The organism is Nonomuraea sp. NPDC026600, assembly GCF_040638335.1.
Taxonomy (GTDB): domain Bacteria; phylum Actinomycetota; class Actinomycetes; order Streptosporangiales; family Streptosporangiaceae; genus Nonomuraea.
On the sequence record NZ_JBEZYD010000028.1, the window covers coordinates 15,461 to 36,769 of the forward strand.

The 21,309-nt window shown below is 70.1% G+C and carries 19 protein-coding genes; 11 read left to right on the forward strand and 8 right to left on the reverse strand.

All coding sequences use genetic code 11. The annotated features are described in order from the left end of the window. The first annotated feature begins 9 nt into the window (after nt 1-9). Together AB0F17_RS44495 and AB0F17_RS44500 are read left to right on the forward strand one after the other, a co-directional pair. Nucleotides 10-1,185: an aminotransferase class I/II-fold pyridoxal phosphate-dependent enzyme gene (locus AB0F17_RS44495; protein ID WP_358036153.1), complete on the forward strand. Its 1,176-nt coding sequence runs from the start codon at nt 10-12 to the stop codon at nt 1,183-1,185. Between the two features lie 33 nt (nt 1,186-1,218). Next, nucleotides 1,219-2,142, forward strand: coding sequence for a serine/threonine dehydratase (locus AB0F17_RS44500; protein ID WP_358036454.1), 924 nt, complete (start codon nt 1,219-1,221; stop codon nt 2,140-2,142). Nucleotides 2,143-2,202: 60 nt separating this feature from the next. On the opposite strand, the gene AB0F17_RS44505 is transcribed toward AB0F17_RS44500, so the two are convergent. From AB0F17_RS44505 to panB, 3 genes are all read right to left on the reverse strand, one after another. Beyond that, nucleotides 2,203-3,441: a S8 family serine peptidase gene (locus AB0F17_RS44505; protein WP_358036155.1), complete on the reverse strand. Its 1,239-nt coding sequence runs from the start codon at nt 3,439-3,441 to the stop codon at nt 2,203-2,205. Between the two features lie 110 nt (nt 3,442-3,551). Continuing rightward, nucleotides 3,552-4,730 carry an AAA family ATPase gene (locus tag AB0F17_RS44510; protein ID WP_358036157.1) on the reverse strand — a complete coding sequence of 393 codons (1,179 nt, stop codon included), beginning with the start codon at nt 4,728-4,730 and terminating at the stop codon, nt 3,552-3,554. Nucleotides 4,731-4,809: 79 nt separating this feature from the next. Continuing rightward, complete coding sequence (gene panB / locus AB0F17_RS44515; RefSeq protein ID WP_358036159.1) at nt 4,810-5,640, reverse strand: 3-methyl-2-oxobutanoate hydroxymethyltransferase; 831 nt, start codon at nt 5,638-5,640, stop codon at nt 4,810-4,812. A gap of 133 nt (nt 5,641-5,773) precedes the next feature. Here panB and AB0F17_RS44520 point away from each other — a divergent pair, with 133 nt between their 5' ends. The 6 genes from AB0F17_RS44520 (at nt 5,774) to AB0F17_RS44545 (ending at nt 12,857) form a co-directional block, all read left to right on the forward strand. Beyond that, entirely contained in the window at nt 5,774-6,991 is a 1,218-nt protein-coding gene (locus AB0F17_RS44520; RefSeq protein WP_358036161.1) for an MFS transporter, read from the forward strand. Between the two features lie 91 nt (nt 6,992-7,082). Continuing rightward, the gene (locus tag AB0F17_RS44525) at nt 7,083-8,633 is read left to right on the forward strand and encodes an MFS transporter (protein WP_358036163.1); all 1,551 of its coding nucleotides are present in this window, start codon (nt 7,083-7,085) and stop codon (nt 8,631-8,633) included. Between the two features lie 7 nt (nt 8,634-8,640). Beyond that, nucleotides 8,641-9,249, forward strand: coding sequence for a TetR/AcrR family transcriptional regulator (locus AB0F17_RS44530; RefSeq protein WP_358036165.1), 609 nt, complete (start codon nt 8,641-8,643; stop codon nt 9,247-9,249). An 82-nt stretch (nt 9,250-9,331) separates the two neighbouring features. Further along, a complete protein-coding gene (locus AB0F17_RS44535; RefSeq protein ID WP_358036167.1) occupies nt 9,332-11,437 on the forward strand; it encodes a right-handed parallel beta-helix repeat-containing protein in 2,106 nt (701 codons plus the stop codon). Next, entirely contained in the window at nt 11,434-11,811 is a 378-nt protein-coding gene (locus AB0F17_RS44540; protein ID WP_358036169.1) for a hypothetical protein, read from the forward strand. The genes AB0F17_RS44535 and AB0F17_RS44540 overlap by 4 nt, the downstream gene beginning before the upstream one ends. After that, on the forward strand, nt 11,808-12,857 hold the full coding sequence (locus AB0F17_RS44545; protein ID WP_358036171.1) for a hypothetical protein: 1,050 nt from the start codon (nt 11,808-11,810) through the stop codon (nt 12,855-12,857). The genes AB0F17_RS44540 and AB0F17_RS44545 overlap by 4 nt, the downstream gene beginning before the upstream one ends. 31 nt (nt 12,858-12,888) lie before the next feature. Here AB0F17_RS44545 and AB0F17_RS44550 read toward each other — a convergent pair whose 3' ends face one another. The 3 genes from AB0F17_RS44550 to AB0F17_RS44560 all read right to left on the reverse strand — a co-directional run bounded on the left by AB0F17_RS44550 (nt 12,889) and on the right by AB0F17_RS44560 (nt 16,609). Continuing rightward, complete coding sequence (locus AB0F17_RS44550) at nt 12,889-13,479, reverse strand: TIGR03086 family metal-binding protein (protein ID WP_358036173.1); 591 nt, start codon at nt 13,477-13,479, stop codon at nt 12,889-12,891. A gap of 88 nt (nt 13,480-13,567) precedes the next feature. After that, nucleotides 13,568-15,340, reverse strand: coding sequence for an NAD+ synthase (locus tag AB0F17_RS44555; RefSeq protein ID WP_358036175.1), 1,773 nt, complete (start codon nt 15,338-15,340; stop codon nt 13,568-13,570). Between the two features lie 57 nt (nt 15,341-15,397). Then, nucleotides 15,398-16,609: an MFS transporter gene (locus AB0F17_RS44560; protein WP_358036177.1), complete on the reverse strand. Its 1,212-nt coding sequence runs from the start codon at nt 16,607-16,609 to the stop codon at nt 15,398-15,400. Nucleotides 16,610-16,669: 60 nt separating this feature from the next. Here AB0F17_RS44560 and AB0F17_RS44565 point away from each other — a divergent pair, with 60 nt between their 5' ends. Continuing rightward, a complete protein-coding gene (locus tag AB0F17_RS44565; protein WP_358036179.1) occupies nt 16,670-17,641 on the forward strand; it encodes a DUF5937 family protein in 972 nt (323 codons plus the stop codon). 38 nt (nt 17,642-17,679) lie between these two features. On the opposite strand, the gene AB0F17_RS44570 is transcribed toward AB0F17_RS44565, so the two are convergent. Further along, nucleotides 17,680-18,660, reverse strand: a complete 981-nt coding sequence (locus AB0F17_RS44570; RefSeq protein ID WP_358036181.1) for a terpene synthase family protein — start codon at nt 18,658-18,660, stop codon at nt 17,680-17,682. Then, nucleotides 18,657-19,202, reverse strand: coding sequence for a hypothetical protein (locus AB0F17_RS44575; protein ID WP_358036183.1), 546 nt, complete (start codon nt 19,200-19,202; stop codon nt 18,657-18,659). The genes AB0F17_RS44570 and AB0F17_RS44575 overlap by 4 nt, the downstream gene beginning before the upstream one ends. Nucleotides 19,203-19,354: 152 nt before the next feature. Between AB0F17_RS44575 and glnA the strand changes: the two genes are divergently transcribed. Together glnA and AB0F17_RS44585 are read left to right on the forward strand one after the other, a co-directional pair. Then, the gene (gene glnA / locus AB0F17_RS44580) at nt 19,355-20,716 is read left to right on the forward strand and encodes a type I glutamate--ammonia ligase (protein ID WP_358036185.1); all 1,362 of its coding nucleotides are present in this window, start codon (nt 19,355-19,357) and stop codon (nt 20,714-20,716) included. A 375-nt stretch (nt 20,717-21,091) separates the two neighbouring features. Further along, nucleotides 21,092-21,309: hypothetical protein (locus AB0F17_RS44585; RefSeq protein WP_358036187.1), on the forward strand; the 218-nt coding region annotated here is incomplete at its 3' end.

Consider the following 21,309-nt stretch of genomic DNA (forward strand, 5'->3'; position numbering starts at 1 on the left):
CTGAGTGACATGAGCGAACTGCACCCCGAGACCCGAGCCGTGCACCTGCCCCAGCCGTCCATCGAGGGCAGCCGTCCGATCACCATGCCCATCTACCAGACGTCCGGCTTCGTCTTCGACGACCCGGAGGTGATGGCCGACGCGATGGGCCGCCCCGATGGCCCGTTCGTCTACGGGCGCTACACCAACCCCACCGTCCGCTCGCTGGAGCTGGCCGTCTCCGGCCTCGAAGGCGGGGTCGCCGCCCTGGCCACCGGCTCCGGCATGGGCGCCATCAACACCATCCTGCTCGGCCTGCTCAAGCCGGGCGACCACTTGATCGCCCAGAAGGCCCTGTACGGCGGGACGGCCGCGATGATCAACGAGCTGGTCGCCCGGTTCGGCATCGAGGTCACCCACGTGCCCGAGGACGACCCCGACGCCCTGCGCGCCGCCGTGCGCCCCGAGACCAAGCTCGTCTACCTGGAGACCATCGCCAACCCGATCGCCCAGGTCGCCGACCTGCCCGGAATGTGCGCCGTCGCCCGGGAGCTCGGCCTTGTGTCGGTCGTGGACAACACCTTCGCCACGCCCATGCTGTGCCGCCCCCTCGAACACGGCGCCGACATCGTCGTCCACTCCACGACCAAGTACCTGTCCGGGCACACGGACGTGGTGGGCGGCATCGCGGTGTTCGCCTCCGACGAGCTGTACAAGAAGGCGTGGCACTTCGCGATCGAGCTGGGCGCCTCCGCGGACCCGTTCGCCGCGTGGCTCACGCTGCGCGGCATCCAGACGCTGGCGCTGCGCATGGAACGCCACTGCTCCAACGCCCGCCTGCTCGCCACCCGGCTCGCCGAGCACCCGGCGGTCGCCGCCGTGCACTGGCCGGGGCTCCCGTCGCATCCCTCGTACGAGCTCGCGGCCAAGCTCCTGCCCGATTTCGGGGGCGTGTTCTCCTTCGACCTGGTCGGTGGCCGCGCCGCGGGGGAGAAGTTCATGAGCTCGATCCGGCTGGCGCTGCTGGCTCCCTCGCTGGGCGGTGTCGAGACCCTCGTCCTGCACCCGGCGACCACGTCGCACCGCGCGCTCAGCGCCGACGAACTGGCCAGGCACGGGATCGGCGAGGGCACCGTACGCATCGCCGTGGGCATCGAGCACCCCGAGGACCTGTGGGCGGACATCTCGCAGGCGTTGACAGAGTGATTAGGCATTTAGGAAACTTCCTAAATGCCTACGATGACAGTGACCTATGAGGACGTGGCAAGCGCGGCCGAGCGGATCGGCGGGCACGTGCTGCGTACGCCGGTGCTCGAGGTCTCTCCGGGGCTGTTCCTCAAGCTGGAGCAGCTCCAGCACTCGGGGTCGTTCAAGGTGCGGGGGGCGTTCAACCGCATCCTGGCGGCCGGTGAGCTGCCGCCGAGCGGGGTGATCGCGGCCAGCGGCGGCAACCACGGACTCGCCGTCGCCTACGCCGCGAAGGCGCTGGGCGTCCGGGCGGAGATCTTCGTGCCGGAGGTGAGCAGCCCGGTGAAGGTGGCGGGGCTGCGGGTGCTGGGGGCGGAGGTCAACCAGATCGGGGCCATCTACGCGGAGGCGGCGGAGGCGGCGGGCAAGCGGGCGGCGGAGACCGGGGCGCTTCAGGTGCACGCCTATGACCAGCCGGAGGTCGTGGCCGGACAGGGGACCACGGGGCTGGAGCTGATGGCGCAGACCGGCGGGGTGGACACGGTGGTGGTGGCCGTCGGTGGCGGCGGGTTCGCCGCGGGCATCACGGTGGGCGCCGGAACCGCCGGGGGGAGCGGGCCGCGGATCGTCGCCGTCGAACCCCTGCTGTGCCCGACCCTGCATGAGGCGCTGCGGGCGGGCCATCCGGTGCCGGTTCAGGTCAGCGGCGTGGGAGCGGACGCGCTGGGTGCCAGCCGGCTGGGCGGCATCGCGTACGACATCCTGTCCCGGGCGGACGTCCAGAGCGTGCTGGTGACCGACGACGCGATCGTGGCCGCCCGCCGCGTCCTCTGGACGGAGCACCGGGTGGTCACCGAACACGCGGGCGCGGCCGCCTACGCCGCGCTGCTGTCGGGGGCGTACGTCCCGGCGGACGGCGAGCGGGTCGCGGTGGTGGTGTGCGGCTCGAACACCGACCCCGCCACGCTGGCCTGACACGCCGGACCGGGTGCCCGGCACGCCGGGCACCCGGTCGTTCATCGGCGGAGGTGAGGGTTAGTACTGCGTCGCGTCGTGTACGTCGAGCAGCGGCTCCTTGACGCCGTCACCCGAGTCGTCGGTCCAGCCGGAGTTGCCGGTGGAGATCAGCTTGGTCCGCACGGCCAGGGCCCCGGCCCGGGTCGTCGGCTTGCGGGTGCCCGCTGTGAGGATGCCCGCCGCGCCCGCCACGTGCGGGCTGGCCATCGAGGTGCCGCTGATCGTGTTGTAGGCGCCGCCCATCCACGTCGAGTAGATGCAGGTGCCGGGTGCGGTGATCTCGATCGTGGCGCCGTAGTTCGAGTAGAACGCCGAGGTGTCGTCCGCGTCGGTCTCGGTGCGGCACGACAGCGTGCTGCCGCCGAGGCCGCCCGCCAGCCCGTCGTTGTCGGTCAGCGCCGAGACGGTGACCACGTCAGGGTGGTTGGCCGGGAAGAACGTCGAGGCGTTCGAGTGGTTGTTGCCCGCCGCGACGACGACCACGATGCCGGCGTTGGTGGCGTTCGTGATCGCGGTGCTGATCGCGCTGCTCGTACATCCGTTGCAGCCGAGGCTCAGGTTGATGACCTCGATGGTGGAGGCGCGGGCCACGACCCAGTTGAGCCCGGCGGCGATGCCCGCCAGGGTGCCCGAGCCGGCCGAGTTGAGCACCTTCACGCCGTGGATGCGGGCGGCCGGAGCCACGCCGACGGAGCCGATCGTGTTGTCGCGCGCGCCGATGATGCCCGCGACGTGCGAGCCGTGGCCGTTGTCGTCGGTGCCCGAGTTGTTGATGCAGACGCCGGTCACGCAGTTGGCGCGGGCCACCACGTTCAGGTCGGGATGGGTTTGGTCCACCCCGGTGTCCACGACGGCCACGTCCGTGTTGATCTGCACGTCGTCCACGCCGTCGATGTCCAGGTTCGGGTTGGACGGGCCGAAGATCCGCCTGACGCCCGTCGGGACCGTCTGCGCGAACGCCGTGACGACGGCGTCCGGTTCGACGGTGAGCACGTTCGGGGTCTGCCTGAGCTTCTCGGCGGCGTCCGCGGTCAGGGTGGCGGTGTAGCCCTTGAAGGCGGACTCGTAGACGCCGATCAGGTGCCCGCCGTACTTGCCGACCTGCTCCTCGGCGGCGCTCGTGGCGGCGCGGATGTTGGGGTTGAGCTGGACGATGTACGTGCTGGTCTCCGGCGCGGCGGCCGAGACGGGGAGGGGCGCGGCCGATAAAGCCAGTGCGCCGGCGAGTGATGCGAGCATCAGGGTGCGTGGTCGCATGACAGGTGTGAGCCCTTCCTGGGGTATTGGACGGGGATCACTGAAACATGAGACAGAATCGGGCTCGCGGCCATACGTGGAGCACACGTAATGCGACTACGTAGGGCGGTTTAGGTCGTACCTATGCCGAGCTGCCTACGCGAGGTGAGACCCAGCTTGCGCAGCGCGTTGGCGATGTGCACCTCGACCGTGCGCGGCGACAGGAACAGGCTCTCGGCGATCTCCTTGTTGGTCAGGCCGTCGGCGGCCAACCTGGCCACCTCCTCCTCGCGCGGTGACAGCGTGCCCTGGGGTTCGGCCGGGCCGGCGATCCTGCGGCGCAGCCGGCGACCTGCCGCCGGGGTGATCGTCTCGGAGACGGCCTGCCTGGCCAGCGGCTGGCGCAGGCCGTACCTGCCGGGTGTCCACTCGCGCAGCAGGCCGCACCGCACCGCCTCGGAGAGGCCGCGCTCGCCCTGCTCTGGAGGTACGCCCGCGACGCCCGTCAGCACGTCCTCGCACACCGGATATTCGACCTGTGACGCCGCCTGCACGATGTGGCGCGCCGCGCGCGGCAGCGCGGCCAGCTTCACCAGCACGGCGTCGCGCAGCGCGGGCGGGGTGCCCGGCTCCTGGCCGTCGGCCAGCATGCGGGTCAGCTCCTCGACGGCGCGCGGCACGCCCCCGGTGAGCGGCCACAGGTCGGCCGAACCCGGCAGCAGGTGCTTGACCAGGAGCGCGGTCTCCTCGGCGGTGAGCGGGCCGAGCGCGATCTCGGCGTGGTCGATGCGCGGCGGCAGGTGCCCGAGCAGCTCGGTCACGGGATGGCACAGGTCCTCCGCGCGGTACGTGACGACCAGGTTGACCCCGTCCGGCAGGCAGCGAGCCAGGAACGCCAGCAACTCCCTCGTGCCCGGATCGACCCAGTGCACGTCCTCGACCGCCAGCGTGATCGGCCGCAGCGAGCCCAGGAGCGACAGCACCGCCCTGAACAGCCGGTGCCGCTCCACCATCGCGTCCTGGAGCGGGGGAGGGGTGGGCGGCAGCAGGTGGCCGCACTCCGGCAGGAACGGTCGCAACGCCCCGGTGATCGGGTTGAGGTCGCGCATGGGGCGGGCGTCACGCAACGCCTCCACGACCGGCCCGTACGGGAACCGCATGGGATGGCAGCTCCCGACGAGCATCGGGTGGCCGGTGAGTTCGTGCAGCAGCCGGGTCTTGCCGACCCCCGCCTCGCCCTCGATCAGGAGCACGAGAGGGGGACGGCTCAGGGCGTCTGCCAGTTGCCGGAGTTCGCGCTCTCGTCCCACGAAAGGCATGACGCACCCCAGTCGGCCCGACTATAAGCAGTTGATAAAGTTTTCACCATATGTCGGGATGTGTCCAGGGTCACCCGTACGAGTGGCCGGCTTCCGGGAAGGCCCCCGAGGCCACGTCGGCCGCGAAGGCGCGGACGGCGCGGTCCATCTCCGTGGCCAGATCCGCGTACTGCTTGACGAACCTGGCCGGGCGCTGGGTGAGCCCCATGAGGTCCTGCCACACCAGTACCTGCGCGTCCGTGGCCGGGCCCGCGCCGATGCCGATCGTCGGGATGGTGATCGAGGCGGTCACCCGTTCGGCCAGCTCGGCGGGCACGCATTCGAGCACCACCGAGAAGGCGCCCGCCCGTTCGAGGTCCTTGGCGTCCGCCATGAGCTCGTCGCCCGACTGCCCGCGGCCCTGGACGCGGTAGCCGCCGAGGACGTTCACCGACTGCGGGGTGAGGCCGAGGTGGGCCATGACCGGGATGCCCGCCGAGACCAGTAGCTCGACCTGCGGCAGGACGCGGCGGCCGCCTTCCAGCTTGACCGCGTGCGCGCCCGCCTCCTTCATGAAGCGGGCCGCCGACTCCAGCGCCTGCTGGGGTGAGCCCTGGTACGAGCCGAACGGCAGGTCGGCGACCACGAGTGCGCGGGTGGAGCCGCGGACGACGGCGGCCGTCAGCGGCAGCAGGTCGTCGACCGTGACGGGCAGCGTGGAGTCGTAGCCGTAGACGACCATCGCGGCCGAGTCGCCGACCAGCAGGACCGGGATGCCCGCCTGGTCGAACACCCGGGCGGTCATCGCGTCGTAGGCGGTGATCATCGGCCACCGCTCTCCGCGCTCCTTGGCCGCGATCAGGTCGCGGACGGTGACCCTGCGCCCGGCGGTGCCGCCGTACAGCGTGGTGGAAGAGGACATGGCAAACCCTCCGGTGAAGTCTCGAGGCGCCCCAGTGGCGTACCCGGACCTCTCGATGATGGCACGCGCGGTAAACCGGTGGCGGAACTGTCGGTGCCGCTTGCCACAATGGACCCGGAGGTAAGCAACCAACATGGCACTCGACCCTTACAAAAAGCTGTTCCGGCTCCCCGGTGTGCGGACGTTACTCCTGGTGGGCCTGATCGCCCGCATCCCGACCACCGCGACGGGGATGGCGTTGACGTTGCACGTCGTCAACGGCATGGAGCTCGGCTTCGGAAGGGCGGGGCTGGTCACCATGGCCAGCACGGTCGGCATGGCCGTCGGGTCACCGCTGACGGGCCGGTTCGTCGACAAGCACGGCCTGCGGCCGGTCCTGATCATCACCACCTGCGCGCAGGCGGCGTTCTGGGCGAGCGCGTGGGCGCTGCCCTACGTGGCGCTGGTCGTGGCGGCGGTGGTGGCGGGGCTGCTGGCGCTGCCGGTGTTCAGCGTGATCAGGCAGTGCCTGGCGGCCATGGTGCCGGTCGAGCACCGCAGGGCCGGCTTCTCGCTCGACTCGATGCTGGTCGAGCTCTCCTACATGGTCGGCCCGGCGCTGGCCGTGGCCGGGATGACGACGCTCGGCAGCGGGCCGACGCTGGCGATCATCGCGGCCGGCCTGACCGGCTCGGGCGTGGCGCTGGTCGTGCTCAATCCACCGACCCGGTCGGCCGAGGAGCTGCGGGCGCCCGCGGCGAGGGTGCCACGGCGGCGGTGGCTCACGCCCGCCTTCGTCGCGCTGCTGGGCACGGTGGCCTCGGCCACGTTCGTGCTCACCGCGACCGAGCTCGCCCTGGTCGGCACCATGGAGCACACCGGTCAGACCGCGTGGATCGGGGTCGCGGTCGGCATCTGGTGCGTTTACTCGCTGGTGGGTGGCTTCGTGTACGGTGGGCTGTCGCGCGGCGTCTCGCCCCTGGCCCTCATCGCGGGCATGGGCCTGCTGACCACACTGGCCTCGCTGGCCGGTGGTGACTGGCGCTGGCTCATGCTGGCCCTGCTGCCCGCCGGCGTGCTCTGCGCCCCTTCGCTGTCCTCCACCGTCGACACCGTCAGCCGCTGGGTGCCCGCGGGCGCCAGGGGAGAGGCGATGGGCTTCCACGGCACCGCCCTGCTGGTCGGCGGCGCGATCTCCGCGCCGATCGCCGGGGCGATCATCGACGCGCACGGGCCCGCCTGGGCGTTCGTGGTGGCCGGGCTCGCGGGCGTGGCGATGGTCCTGGTCGCGCTGCCGTTCTGGCGGCGGCGGCCACAGCCGGCGGACGAGGCGCCGGTCGCGCCGACGGAGACAGTCGTCGCCACGAGTTAACCCTTACGAAACGAAACCGTTGCGTATCGGAATAAGTTTGCGATACGGTAGCGTTGCGAAACTCACCCGTATCGAAATTGAAGGTGCTTTCATGGAAGCGAACGCAGGACATCCACGCCGATGGGGCATCCTCGGCGTGTTGGTGTTCAGCCTGCTGGCGGTCGTGCTCGACAACACGATCCTCAACGTGGCGATGAAGACCATCGCCGATCCCAATCTGGGTCTGGGCGCGACGCAGAGCGAGCTGGAATGGGCGATCAACTCCTACACGCTGGTGTTCGCCGGGTTGCTGTTCACCTTCGGCGTGATCGGTGACCGCACGGGCCGCAAGCGGATGCTGTTCATCGGCATGTTGATGTTCGGCCTGGCCTCGCTGGCCAGTGCCTACGCCCAGGATCCGATGCAACTGATCTTCGCCAGGGCGGCGATGGGCATCGGCGGCGCGGCCATCATGCCCGCGACCTTGGCCATCATCTCCAACGTCTTCCCGCCGAGTGAGCGTGGCAAGGCCATCGGAGTCTGGGCCGGCGGTGTCGGCTTGGCCGTGGCGATCGGCCCGATCACCGGAGGCCTGCTGATCGAGCACTTCTGGTGGGGCTCGGTCTTCCTGATCAACGTGCCGATCGTGATCATCAGCATGATCCTCATCAGCACGATCGTGCCGGAGTCGCGTGACCCCAAGCCGTCGAAGCTCGACCCGATCGGCGTGCTGCTGTCCATCATCGGCCTGGTCGCCATCGTCTACGGCATCATCCGCGGCGGCGAGCTGGCCACCGTGGCCTCCGCCGAGGTGCTCACGCCCACGCTGTTCGGCGTGGCGGTGCTGGCGGCCTTCGTCTGGTGGGAGCGGCGTACCGACCACCCCGCCTTCGACGTGCGTAACTTCAGCAACGTCCGGTTCTCCTCCGCCATCGGCATGATGGGCATCGTCTTCTTCGCGATGATGGGCGGGATGTTCTTCCTGACCTTCTACATGCAGATCGTGCTGGGCTTCAGCCCGATCCAGGCAGGCGCGCTGATGATCCCGTTCGCCGCGGCGCAGCTCATCTTCGCGCCGCTCAGCCAGCGGGTGAACCAGCGGTTCGGGGCCAAGCTCTCCTCCGTGGTCAGCATGCTGGTGGTCACCGCGGCGCTCACCAGCTACGCGTTCCTGGACCAGAGCACGCCGATCGTGGTGATCGAGATCATCTTCTTCGTCCAGGGCGCCGCGATGGCCAACATCATGCCGCCGGCGACCACCGCCATCATGGAGGCGCTGCCCAGGGAGAAGGCCGGTGTCGGCTCGGCCATGAGCAACACCGTCCGCCAGATCGCCGGCGCGCTCGGCGTGGCCGTGCTCGGCTCGGTGCTGTCCTCCAGCTACCGGGGCGAGATCGCGCCCGCACTGTCCGGCCTCCCGGCCGGCGCCCAGCACGCCGCCGGTGAGTCGATCATGGCGACGGTCGGCGCCGCGCACGCACTCGGCGAGCGGGGGCAGGCACTGCTCCAGCCCGCTTACGACGCCTTCCTCCACGGCATGCACATCACGGCCCTGGTCTCCGCGGTGATCGCGCTGCTGGGTGTCCTGGTGGTGCTGAAGTGGATGCCGGGCAAGGCCAGCCCGGTGCAGCAGGCGGAAAAGAAAGAACCAGCGGTAGTGTGAGATCGCGATGACGATCCAGGAATCCACGACGGCCCGTCCGGCGGGCCGTCCACGCAGCGAAAAAGCCGAGAAGGCGATCATCGAGACGACACTCGACCTGATCGCCGAGGGCATGGGCGTGTCGGAGCTGACCATCGAGGCGATCGCGTCGAGGGCGGGCGTCGGCAAGACGACCATCTACCGGCGCTGGTCCAACAAGGAGGACCTGGTCGTCGACGCGCTGGCCACGCTCAAAGCGCCGCTGCCGGCGCTGGCCGGAGAGTCGGTGCGCGACGACCTGATCGTCCTGCTCGACGCGATGCGCAGCGAGGCGGGCCAGTCCCGCTCCCGGTGCGTGATGAACATCGCGATGAGTGAGGCCGATCGCTATCCGCGGCTGATGGAACGCTTCATGAAGCGCGCCGTCGAGCCGCGCAAGCTGGCCATGCGGGGCACGCTGGAGCGGGGCGTCGCCTCGGGCGAGCTGCGGCCGGACCTCGACATCGATCTGGCGATGGCGATGCTGTCCGGGACCATGATGCACAACACCAAGTGGGCGCCCGCCGGCGATCTGCCCCTCGACCTGGCCGAACGGATCGTCGACGCGGTCATGGCCGGGATGGCGCCCCGAAGCTGAGATGCGGATGGCCGGGAGATTCTCCCGGCCATTTCGATCTTGACTCTAGGCAGAACATGAGTGGTGTTCTAGCGTCGCGGCCATGCCCCCCATGCGCAGGTTCGCCGCCGTCGTCGCCCTGAGCTCGTCCCTGCTGCTCCTGCTCGCCGCCCCCGCGCTGGCGCACGAGGAACGTCCGATCACGCTGCCCGACGGTTCGGGCACCTTACCCGTCTTACGCAGGGCGGAGCCCGATCTGCTGGTCTGCAAAACAGACGCGGACGACTTCGCCCGAAGAATCGCAGCCTTCCCGGACCCCCTCAAGCAGCGCAACCTCTCCCTTTTCGCGAAATGTCAGCAAAAAGGGGTGAGGGATCTGCAGGAGGCCGTCGACAAGGTCGACCGGCCGGGCATGACCATCGCCCTGCTCCCCGGCCTCTACCAGGAAGAGCCCAGCCAGGCCGCCCCGACCGGCGACTGCGCCCACCTCCCGGCTCGCTGGTCCACCTGGGGCTACCAGATCCTCTCCTTCGAACAGCAGCAACGCTGCCCGCACAACCAGAACCTGGTCGCCATCCTCGGCAAGAAGAACCTCCAGATCGAGGGCACCGGAGCATCTCCCCTCGACGTGATCGTCGACGCCCAGTACCGCAAGCTGAACGCCATCCGCGCCGACCGCACCAACGGCGTCTACTTCAGGAACCTCACCGCCCAGCGCACGACGTTCAACTCCCTGTACATCCTGGAGACCGACGGCTTCGTCATCGACCAGGTGCTCACCCGCTGGAACGACGAGTACGGCTTCCTGACCTTCGCCAGCGACCACGGCCTCTACACCGACTGCGAGGCGTACGGCAACGGCGACGGCGGCCTCTATCCCGGCAGCGCCTCCAACATCAACGACGGCCGAGGGCACGAGGTCCCGCGCTACGCCATCGAGATCCGCCGCTGCAAGAGCCACGACAACGCGCTCGGTTACTCGGGCACCGCAGGCGACTCGATGTGGGTGCACAACAACGAGTTCTACGACAACATGGTCGGCGCCACGATGGACAGCCTGTGGCCCAGCCACCCCGGCCTGCCGCAGAACCACGCCAAGTTCGAGCAGAACAAGATCCACGACAACAACAAGGACTACTACGAGTACACGCGCAACGGCACCTGCGCCAAACCGCCGGCGCAGCGCGGCTACGAGCAGGGCGTGGTCTGCTCCCAGACGGGCGCCCCGCCGGGCACCGGTGTCCTGGTCGCGGGCGGCAACTACAACGTCTTCCGGAACAACCAGATCTGGGGCCACAACCGCGCGGCCTTCGGGCTCTTCGGCGTCCCCGCGTTCATCCGGGGCGAGAACGACCTGGCCAAGCAGGCCGACACGTCCAACTACAACCGCTACGAGGGCAATGTCTTCGGGGTGAGCCCCACCGGCGAGCGGCGGCCCAACACCCTGGACGTCTGGTGGGACGGCCAGGGGACCGGCAACTGCTGGCAGGCCGACGTGGGCAGGTCCTCGCCCGCGATGCTGCCGGTCTGCGCGGCCAAGGCGCCCGAACTGTCCGGCGGCTCCAGCCGCTGGCTGGCCGAGCCCGTGAAGCTCACCAAGCTCTACCTGTGCGCCGACTACAGCGCCGCGCAGGCGCGGCTGCCCGCGGGCTGCGACTGGTTCGGCGCCGACGGCTTCGGCAAGGTGGAGACCCAGCTCGCCCTGGGGGGTTCGGTGGTGCTCGGGCTGATCGCGGCCCTGTTCTGCCGGCGGGCCGGGCAGGCCGTACGGCTGCGCAAGGGCGATCCGTCGAGCAACGGCGTGGCCCCGGCGGTGGCCGCGCGCAGCGAGCACCGGCAGCGGGTGATCGTGGCCGGGAGCCTGTGCGGGTTCGTGGGGCTGGCGCTCGACGTGCTCGCCGCCGCCGCCGAGAGCACGCTGCTGGCGGCGCTCGCGTTGCTGCTCATGGCGGCCTGGTGGCTCTGCCTCGGCGCGGCGCTGCGGCGGGGGCGGGCGGTTTTCGGCTGGTTCACGATCGTGCTGGGGTTGCTGGCCGGTGTGGATGCGTTCGACCGGGTGGTCTATCTGATCCCGGTGATCCCGCTGGGGCCCGGCTGGAGTCGTGGGCTGCTCACCGGGTTCTGGGTGCTGTGCGCGGTGGTCGTCCTCGCGCCCCGGCGCCGCCGTACGGTGGATGAGGCGCACGTCCAGGCCGGGGTGCCCGCGTGAGGCGAGCCGTGGCCGTGGTGGCCTGCGCGCTGGTGGCGGGGTGCGGGCCGCTGTCGCAGACCCACCACATTCCCGGTAACAGCCACGAAGTGTCCACGGGATCACCCAGCGCGCGGCCGAACGCGGAGATCACCATCGCCGGGGGCAAGGTGAGCCCGCCGTCGGGGTGGCTGGAGGTGGCCAAGGGCCGGCCGGTGAGCATCACGGTGACCAGCGACGTCGCCGACGAGGTGCACGTGCACGGCTACGACATCGAGGCCGAGCTGCGGCCCGGCGTGCCGGTGACCGTGCGGTTCACCGCGGACCTGACCGGCGTGTTCGAGGTGGAGACGCACCGGAGCAAGCTCGTCCTCACCCAGGTGGCGGTGCGATGACCGGAGTGCTCGCGCATGGGGTTGGTGGTCGTAGTGATCTGCCGATTCCGGTTTTCTACGCCTATGCAGGGGCGTTCGCGGCGCTGGTCGTGTCCTTTCTGGCGCTCGGGCTGCTCTGGGCGGACTCCCGGTTCCGGGGCGATCGGGCGGGACGGGTGATCCCGTTGCGGTTGCCCGCCCGGCCGTTGCGGGTGCTCACGTCGCTGACCGTCGCGTACACGCTGGGCTGGCTCGTGGCCGGCCCCGCCAACGGGAACGCCGGGCCGTACCTGGTGTATGTGCTCTTCTGGGTGGGCCTCGTGCCTGCTTCGCTGCTGTTCGGGCCGGTCTGGCGGCTGCTGAACCCGTTCCGGCTGCTGCCCGACCGGCCGCGCCGGCCACTGCCGCTCCGGATCGGCTACTGGCCCGCCGCCGCCGGACTGCTCGCCTTCACCTGGATGGAGCTGGTCGCGCCCGAGCCCGCCGCGCCGGCCACGCTGCTGGTCTTCTGCCTCCTGTACGGCACGGCGCAACTGGCCGGGACTCTGGTGTACGGCCACGCGTGGCTGTCCAGAGGCGACCCGTTCGAGGTGTACTCGACCCTGATCGGGCGGCTGTCGCCCCTCGGCAGGCGGGCCGACGGGCAACTGGTGGGCCTGCTGGCCGCCATCGCCGGGGTGGCGGTGTTGTACGGCCTCTGCCTGGGGCTGGCCGGGCTGATCGGCGGGACCAAGGGCCTGGCGCCCCGCTTCGCCCACTCGCTGGTGCCGATCGCGATCGGCTATCTGATCGCGCACTACTTCTCGCTGCTCGTCATCGAGGGCCAGCGCGCGATCATCCTGTCGCTCGGCCTCGACGCCACGGTGGACCAGAACGCCGTCGGCCCGGCGACGATCGCCACCGTCCAGGTGCTGGCCATCGTGATCGGGCACGTGGTGGGCGTGGTGGCCGCCCATGACCGGTCGGTCCGCCTGCTGCGGCCCGACCGGGCGGTGGCGGGGCAGATCCCGCTGTTCGTCCTGATGATCTGCTACACGATCGGCGGCCTGACCCTGCTCTTCGCCTGACGGGCATCCAGCTCACCGAGCTGGTCCAGAGCTAGTCCGTGGCGGTGGTCACCGGACGGCCGAGGTAGGCGGCGAGCCGGTCGAGCGCCGGAGCGTCGTCCGGCACCGGCGTCGGGGCCCCGAACGGGCTCCGGTCCGGGGGGACGTCCGCGAGCCTGTCGCGGGTGAACGCCAACGCCTGCTCGACGAGATCGTCCGGGAACCGCACGGTCTGGCCCGTCGCGTGAGCGAGATCCCAGCCGTGCACGAGCCCTTCGACGATCCGCAACTGGAGCGCCACGACGCCGGGGACGGTGCCGATCGGCATGCTGACCTTCTTGTCCAGCACGCCGGGCTCGTCGAACGCCGCGAGCATGTCGCGGCTGGAGTCACGGAAGGCGGCCAAGGGATCGTCACCGAGCACGTCGGTGACCGGTGGGCGCGGCCCGTTGCCCGGGGGAACCGCGCCGCGCAGGATGCCGGCGAACCGGCGGTTGCCGACGACGAGGTGGTTGACCAGCTCGCGGACGTTCCACTCGGTGCACGGGGTGGGGGCGGCCCACTGCTCGTCCCGCACCTGCGCGATCATCCGCTCGGTGGCGTCGCAAACCTCGCCGACCTGCTCGACGGGGGTCGATGTCATCGCCCGAACCTCCTAAGCAATCGCAGAGCCTCAGGTTAGATGACGGCACCGACGTTTCGGTGGCGGACGCCGGTGCCGATCGGCGTCGTCAGGTGGTCGTCTCGCGCCACCGGCTGGTGATCGGGAGGCGCCGGTCCCGGCCGAAGTTCTTCGGGGTGATCTTCGGGCCGGGCGGGTATTGACGGCGCTTGTACTCGGCCAGGTCGACCAGCCGGATGATGCGCGTCACCAGTTCCGGGTCGTGGCCGGCCGCGATGAGCTCCTGCGAGCCCATGTCCTTCTCGACATAGTCGTCGAGCAGCCGGTCCAGCACCTCGTACGGCGGCAGCGAGTCGGTGTCGCGCTGGCCGGGCCGCAGCTCGGCGCTCGGCTCCTTGGTGATCGAGTTCTCCGGGATGGGCCGCTCGGCGTCGAGGTGGAACGACGGGTCGCCGTGGGCGTTGCGCCAGCGCGACAGCTCCCACACCATCGTCTTCGGCACGTCCTTGATCGGCGCGAAGCCGCCCGCCGAGTCGCCGTACAGCGTGGAGTAGCCGGTCGCCAGCTCGCTCTTGTTGCCGGTCGTCAGCACCAGGTGGCCGTGCTCGTTCGACAGGCCCATGAGGATCATGCCGCGGACGCGGGCCTGCAGGTTCTCGGCGGCCAGCCCGGACAGGCTGATCTCCTTCTCGAAGGCGTCGACGATGTCGGCGATCGGCACCACCTGGGCGTTGACGCCCTGCCTGCGTACGAGGTCCTCGGCGTCGCCGAGGGAGTGGTCCGAGGAGTGGCGCGAGGGCATCAGCACCACGTGCACCCGCTCGGGCCCGATCGCGTCGGAGGCGATGGTCGCGGTCAGCGCCGAGTCGATGCCGCCGGACAGGCCCAGGATCACCGACTGGAAGCCGTTCTTGGCCACGTAGTCGCGTACCGCGAGGACCAGCGCCGAGTAGACCTCCGCGTGCAGGTCGAGCCGCTCCGCCACCGGCGCGGGCAACGGTTCGCGCGGCTCGACCGGCTCGGTCGACAGCACCAGGCGCTCCACGGTGATCGTGGAGCCGTCGCCCGCGTCGTGCGGGAACGCCCCGGTCTCGGCGGTGGAGACCGGCAGGTCCAGGTCCACCACGAGCAGCTCCTCGCGGAACTGCCCCGCCCGCGCCACCAGCTCGCCCGCCGCGTCCACCACGATCGAGTCGCCGTCGAAGACCAGCTCGTCCTGCCCGCCGACCTGGTTCACGTAGACGAGCGCGCACCCGGCCTCACGCGCTCTGCGCGCGCACAGCTCCAGGCGTACGTCGTCCTTCTCCTTCTCGTACGGCGAGGCGTTCGGCACCACCAGCAGACCGGCTCCCGCCTGGCCCACCACGGCCACCGGGCCGCCCTCCTGCCACAGGTCCTCGCAGACCGCGATGGCCACGTCCACCCCGTGCAGCCGGAAGACCGGCAGGCGGTCGCCGCGCACGAAGTAGCGGTATTCGTCGAACACGCCGTAGTTGGGCAGGTGGTGCTTGGCCGTACGGATGACCACCTCGCCCTGGTGGAGCACGGCGGCGGCGTCGAGCGAGGCGCCCTTGGGCTGGCCGGCGCGCGGCGCGAGCCCTGTCCGGTCGACGTAGCCGACGACGACGGGCAGGTCGCCCAGCCCCTCTTCCCGCAGCCGGACCGCGACCTCCCCCAGCGTCCTGATGCTGGCGTCCACGAAGGACGTGCGCAGCACCAGGTCCTCCACCGGATAGCCGGTGAGGAACATCTCGGTGAAGACGACCAGGTGCGCGCCGCGTTCGGCGGCGTCGCGAGTCCACGTGAGCAGCCGGTCGGCGTTGGCGGACAGGTCGCCTACGGTTGGGTTTGTCTGTGCCAAGGCAATGCGCAGTTGGGCCACATGGTCAGCCTAGTACGACGGCGTTTTTATCGTCCAAGCGACGAAAAGTGTGTTCTGTCACAGACCTGGTACGAGGGCTCGCCGCCTGATCGCCGGGCCGAGCGCCAGCATGGCCACCGCCGACAGCAGCCCGATGCCGCCCACCGTGAACCACAGGGCCTTGGGGCCGACGTCCAGCAGCGCCCCACCGGCCAGCGGCGCGAGCACCGCGGCGGCCGACCACGCGAACCCGAACAGCCCCGAGTACCGCCCCCGCAGGTGCGCGGGCGCCAGCGCGGCGACGAGGGTGCCCGCGATGCCGGCCGTGACGATCTCGCCCGCCGTCCAGACGGCGATGGTGACGCCCAGCCAGACCGCGTCGGTGACGAAGGCGGTGAGCGCGAACCCGGCCCCCGTGACCGCCAGGCCCAGCGCGAACGTCCTGGCGGCGTCCAGCCGCCCCAGCCAGTCGGACACCAGCGGCTGCACGACGACGATCAGCACCCCGTTCAGCGCCATCGCCGCCCCGAACGCGCCGGTGGACAGCCCCGCCTGCTTGATCATCGCGACCGGCAACATGGTGACCGTCTGCAGGTAGACCAGCGCCTGCCCCAGGACGACGAGGGTGAAGGCGACCATCACCCGGTCGCGCAGCACCACGCCGAACCCGCCCGCCGACGTCCTCTCGGGCGCGCGGGTCTCGGGGACCGCCCGCCAGACCAGGACGGCGAAGACCACGCTGCTGACGGCGTCGATCCAGAACAGCCAGCCGAACCCGAGCTGGGCCAGCCACCCGCCCGCCGTCATCCCGACCGCGTAGCCGAGGTTGATGGCCCAGAACAGCAGCCCGTACGCCCTGGGCCGCTCCACCGGCGAGACCAGGTCGGCCACCAGGGCGTTGGACGCGGGCCGGTAGACGTCGATCACCAGCCCGAGCACGAACATCGAGCCGATGATCGCGGCCAGGGACGTGCTGTATCCCAGCGCCAGCATCGCGCCCGCGGTGGCGAGCATGCCGCCGGACAGCGTGGCCCGCCGCCCGATCCTGTCGGTCAGCCACCCGCCGAGCAGTTGCGAGATCAGCGACCCCGCGCCGTACACGGCCATCACGAGCCCCGCGCCCGCCACCGACACGCCTCTGGCCTGCGTCAGGTAGACGCCGGTGAACGGCATCACCATGGTGCCCAGGCGGTTCACCAGTGTGCCGCTCCACAGGGCCCAGAACGCCCGGGGCAGCCCACCCACTTTGGATTTCAGGAACGACGGCTTCTCAACGACGCTGCTAGTCACGGATAAAGAGTGATATTGCACCTTTAGTGGAGGCGAACGATTTAGGGCACACTAAAAGGTATGCCGGTGACTTGGGTGATGCGGCCGGAGGACGTCGCGCGGATCAGGTTCGCGTTCTCCCCGATGTGGGAGCTGGTGGCCAGCCTGCGTACGCTGCAGGACCCGGCCAGGCAGTCGATCCACCTGCCGTGGATCAAGTGTGTCCGCCCCCGGCTGGCGGGGCTGGACCTGACCGAGTTGTTTGCCCTCGTCCCGCCGAGCGGCTATCTGGCGGACTTCATCACCCCGCCGCCCGACACACCGCTGCCGGACTTCGCGGCCGAGCTCGATCGCGTACGGCTCACCTCGCCGGAACGGGCTCGCGCCGAGGCGGCCAGGGTGCGCGGCGCGGACCCGGTGGTGATCGAACGGTTCATGGACGATCCGGCGGCGGGCGTGGCCCGGGTCGCCGACGCGCTGCGGGCCTACTGGGAGACGTGCTTCGCCGAGTTCTGGCCCCGCGTGTACGGGCTGCTGGAGCGCGACGTGCTGCGCAGGTCACGGCAACTGGCCCAGGGGGGCGCCCGCGAGCTGTTCGCCGGGCTCGATCCGGCGGTGGTGTGGACGGGGGAGCGACTGCACATCAACCGGCCGTGGTGCTTGAACGGCGGGCTGTACGGCGACGGTCTGGTGCTGGTGCCGAGCGCGTTCTACTGGCCGTCGGTGGCGGTGATGTCGGCCCCGTACCAGTCGATGCTGGTCTATCCGGTGCTGGGCGTCGGGACGCTGTGGGAGCAGGGCCCGCCGCCCGCGCCGGAGGCGCTGGCGGCGCTCATCGGGCGCAGCCGGGCGCGGATCCTGCTCGCGCTGGCCGAGCCCAGCACGACCTCGGCGCTGGCCGGGCGCATGTCGCTCACGCCCGGCGCGGTCAGCCAGCACCTCAGCGTGCTCAGCGGCGGCGGGCTGACCGTCGGGATGCGCGTCGGCAAGCAGGTCGTGTACCGCCGCACGTCGGCAGGTGACACGCTGGCCGCGAGCACGCCCGCCCGGTAGCCGCCGGGAGCCGCCGAGCAGCGCGCGGCCGGTCGGCGTCAGGTGTAGCGGGTGGACTCGAGGAGCCAGTCGAGGTGGGCGCGCGGCGCGGCGAGGTAGGCGCACGCCACCTTGCTCACATCGCGCGCCAGCCTGGGCGTGAGTGTGTCGAGCGGTAGGCGCCGGGCGGCCTCGTGCATGTCCTGGCAGCGCTCGGTGATCCGGTCGAGCACCCAGGCCGTGGCCTCCGGCTGGTCCAGGCCGAGCTGATGCATCACGACCACGACGAGATTGTGCCCGTCGCCGCGCTCCTTGGGCAGGGACGCCACGTCGTTGCACCAGGCGGTCACGTCGATGCAGGCGTCGACGAGCTGCTGCCACGGCTCGCAGCCGTGCACCCACGCGGGCACCTCCACACGCAGGCACGGCTCGACGAGGTCGTAGAGGTAGGGACCGACGGTCCCCCTGCGGAGCGCCGGATACTGCTCCAGGGTCGGGATGCGGCCCGTGGCGCGGTTCTCGGCCTCGATGCGGCAGGCGTCGTGCTGGCGCCGCAGGTTGGCCGCGAACCTGGTCCGCCACAGGTCGCTCATCCGGGCACTGGTCACCCGCCACAGGTCGGCGAAGGCGGCCTCCAGCGGGTGCGCCGCCCCGCCCGCCAGCAGGCCCTGGAAGACCTCCAGCCGGCCCGGCCCCTCGTCGAGCTCGTCGTCGAGGTTGAACAGCCAGGTCAGCCACTGCGCGAACAGCGCCGCCGCGGCCGCGTCGAACTCGGCGAACGCGCGGCCCGCCATGCGGTGGAACCCCGCACCGGGGTCGGCGCGGAGCTCCGTTCGCCGCGCCCAGTCGATGACCGCCGCCTCGATCGCGTACACGGCCGGATGCATGCGGCACGGCGCCGCCATGGCGGGCACCCGCTCGGTGAGCACCAGCAGCGTCGCGGCGGCGGGCGCCCCTCTGCGCGGCCCGGGCGCCAGCGGTTTCCACTGGAGCATGGACCGCAGCGCCGTCCGCACCGAGGTGATCACATCGGTACTCATAGGGGCCCAAAGAGCCAGTTGCCCGCGGCGCTCGGATCGTCGCTGACGTAGTACTGCCAGGCGGCCACGATCAGCTCGTCCACGGTCAGCGCGCCCCTGGCGGCCCGGTCGAGCCGGTCGAACGCCTCGTCCACGTCGTCATAGGCGGTGCCGAAGGCACTCAGCAGCGTACGGAACTCGCGGGGCCCGATCAGCCCGTCACCGTTGTCGTCGCAGAGGTCGGCCACGGCCACCGTGGCGGGCCGGAACACCGTGTCGTAGTGGTCGCCCTCGATGAACGCCCCCGTCATGCCGGAACGGAACTCCTCCCGCGAGATCCGGGAGTCGGCGTCCCGGCCGAGCGCGCCGGACAGGGCCGACCAGATCCCGTCGAAGCCGTCGACGAGACTGCTGCCGGTGACCGAGGTTGGGGACTCGCCGAATCCCACCAGGAGTCGTGCACCCAACCCCAGCAGGTCCTCACGCCCGATGACGCCCTCACCGCCCGCGTCGATGTGGTCGAAAGCCCGATCAAACTTGTGATTGAGCAGGTCGATAGCCACCAATGCCTCCCCCGAGACTGACTGCGTGATCACGATAGGTCGGGCCGGGCTCTTTGTCAGCGAGGCTCGCACCGACGCCCCACGTAACGTGTGCGAAACACGGACACGGCATCCTGATACAGAACTCAGTACTGTCTTCGCTAGGGGATGCTTTGGACCGCCAGCAGGAGTTCGTGCTCCGCACGCTCGAGGAACGCGACATCCGGTTCATCCGGCTCTGGTTCACCGATGTTCTCGGCTTCCTCAAGTCGGTGGCCATAGCCCCGGCCGAGCTCGAAGGCGCCTTCGCCGAGGGCATCGGGTTCGATGGCTCGGCCATCGAGGGCTTCGCCCGGGTCTACGAGGCCGACATGCTCGCCAAGCCGGATCCGGCGACGTTCCAGATCCTGCCGTGGCGCAGTGAGACGCCGGGGGCGGGCCGCATCTTCTGCGACATCCTCATGCCGGACGGCTCGCCGTCGCACGCCGACCCGCGCTGGGTGCTCAAGCGCACGCTCGCCAAGTGCGCCGACATGGGCTTCACCTTCTACACCCACCCGGAGATCGAGTTCTTCCTGCTGAAGAACCGCCCCGAGCCGGGCCAGCGCCCCGAGCCGATCGACTCCGGTGGCTACTTCGACCACACCCCGCACAGCTCGGGCCACGACTTCAGGCGCCAGGCGATCATGATGCTGGAGTCGATGGGCATCTCGGTCGAGTTCAGCCACCACGAGGGCGCGCCCGGCCAGCAGGAGATCGACCTGCGCTACGCCGACGCGCTCACCACGGCCGACAACATCATGACCTTCCGGCTGGTGATGAAGGAGGTCGCGCTGGAGCAGGGCATCTGGGCGTCCTTCATGCCCAAGCCGTTCACCGAGCACCCCGGCTCCGGTATGCACACCCACATGTCGCTGTTCGAGGGCGACCGCAACGCCTTCTACGAGGCCGGTGCCGACTACCAGCTCTCCAAGATCGGCCGCTCGTTCATCGCCGGGCTGCTCAAGCACGCCGCCGAGATCACGGCCATCACCAACCAGTGGGTCAACTCCTACAAGCGGCTCTGGGGCGGCGCGGAGGCCATCGCGGGCCAGGGCGGCGAGGCGCCGTCCTACGTCTGCTGGGGCCACAACAACCGGTCCGCGCTGGTGCGGGTGCCGATGTACAAGCCGCACAAGGGCGGCTCGACGCGCATCGAGTTCCGCTCGCTCGACTCGGCCTGCAACCCCTACCTGGCCTTCGCGCTGATCCTCGCGGCCGGCCTGAAGGGCATCGAGGAAGGCTACGAGCTCCCGGCCGCCGCCGAGGACAACGTGTGGACCCTCACCAGCGCCGAGCGCCGCGCCCTGGGCATCCAGCCGCTGCCGCAGTCGCTGGACGAGGCCATCGCGGTCATGGAGCGGAGCGAGCTGGTGGCCGAGACACTGGGCGAGCACGTCTTCGACTTCTTCCTGCGCAACAAGCGGTCGGAGTGGCGCGAGTTCCGCCGCCAGGTGACCGAGTTCGAGCTGGGGCGCTACCTGCCCGTGCTCTGATCAGTCAAAGCGCCCTGCTGCTGAGAGTCCGCTCAGTGGCAGGGCATTTTGCTGTCTGAAATTCGCAATGTGCAGCCCTTGATTTCGGTGATTGTTGGGAATTCCCGTTGGGTGTACGCCGTCGACCCGCAAAGGCGTAAAGAAACAGTCATCATTGCGCCTCTTGCGGCGTGTCATAGCGGCTTGCGACACGTGTGCGACCTGTCGGCAGGCCGGGATCAGGGCCGGTAGGCGGAGATCGAAAGGCTCGTGTCTATATGGACCAGATCCTCTTGGAATTTTCTTTGTGAATACCTTTAATGGGCCTCGGGTATCGGGACGATGTATCCCGCTCACAAACCTGGTGCGCTGTATCGGCGCATGAAAGGAAATCCCATGACCGCTACCGCAGAGGCCCGGCGTACCGAGACGACCGAAGGCGAAGGGCGACCGCTGGAAGCCCTGCTGCTCGCCGCGCTGGCCGCCCGCCGCGAACACGGCGAGGAGAGCGGTATCAATCACCCGCTTCTGCTCGCGATGCTGATGCGTCGCCGTGGGGAGGGCGAGGAGGAGAGTGGTCTCGACCACCCGCTCCTGCTCGCGATGCTGATGCG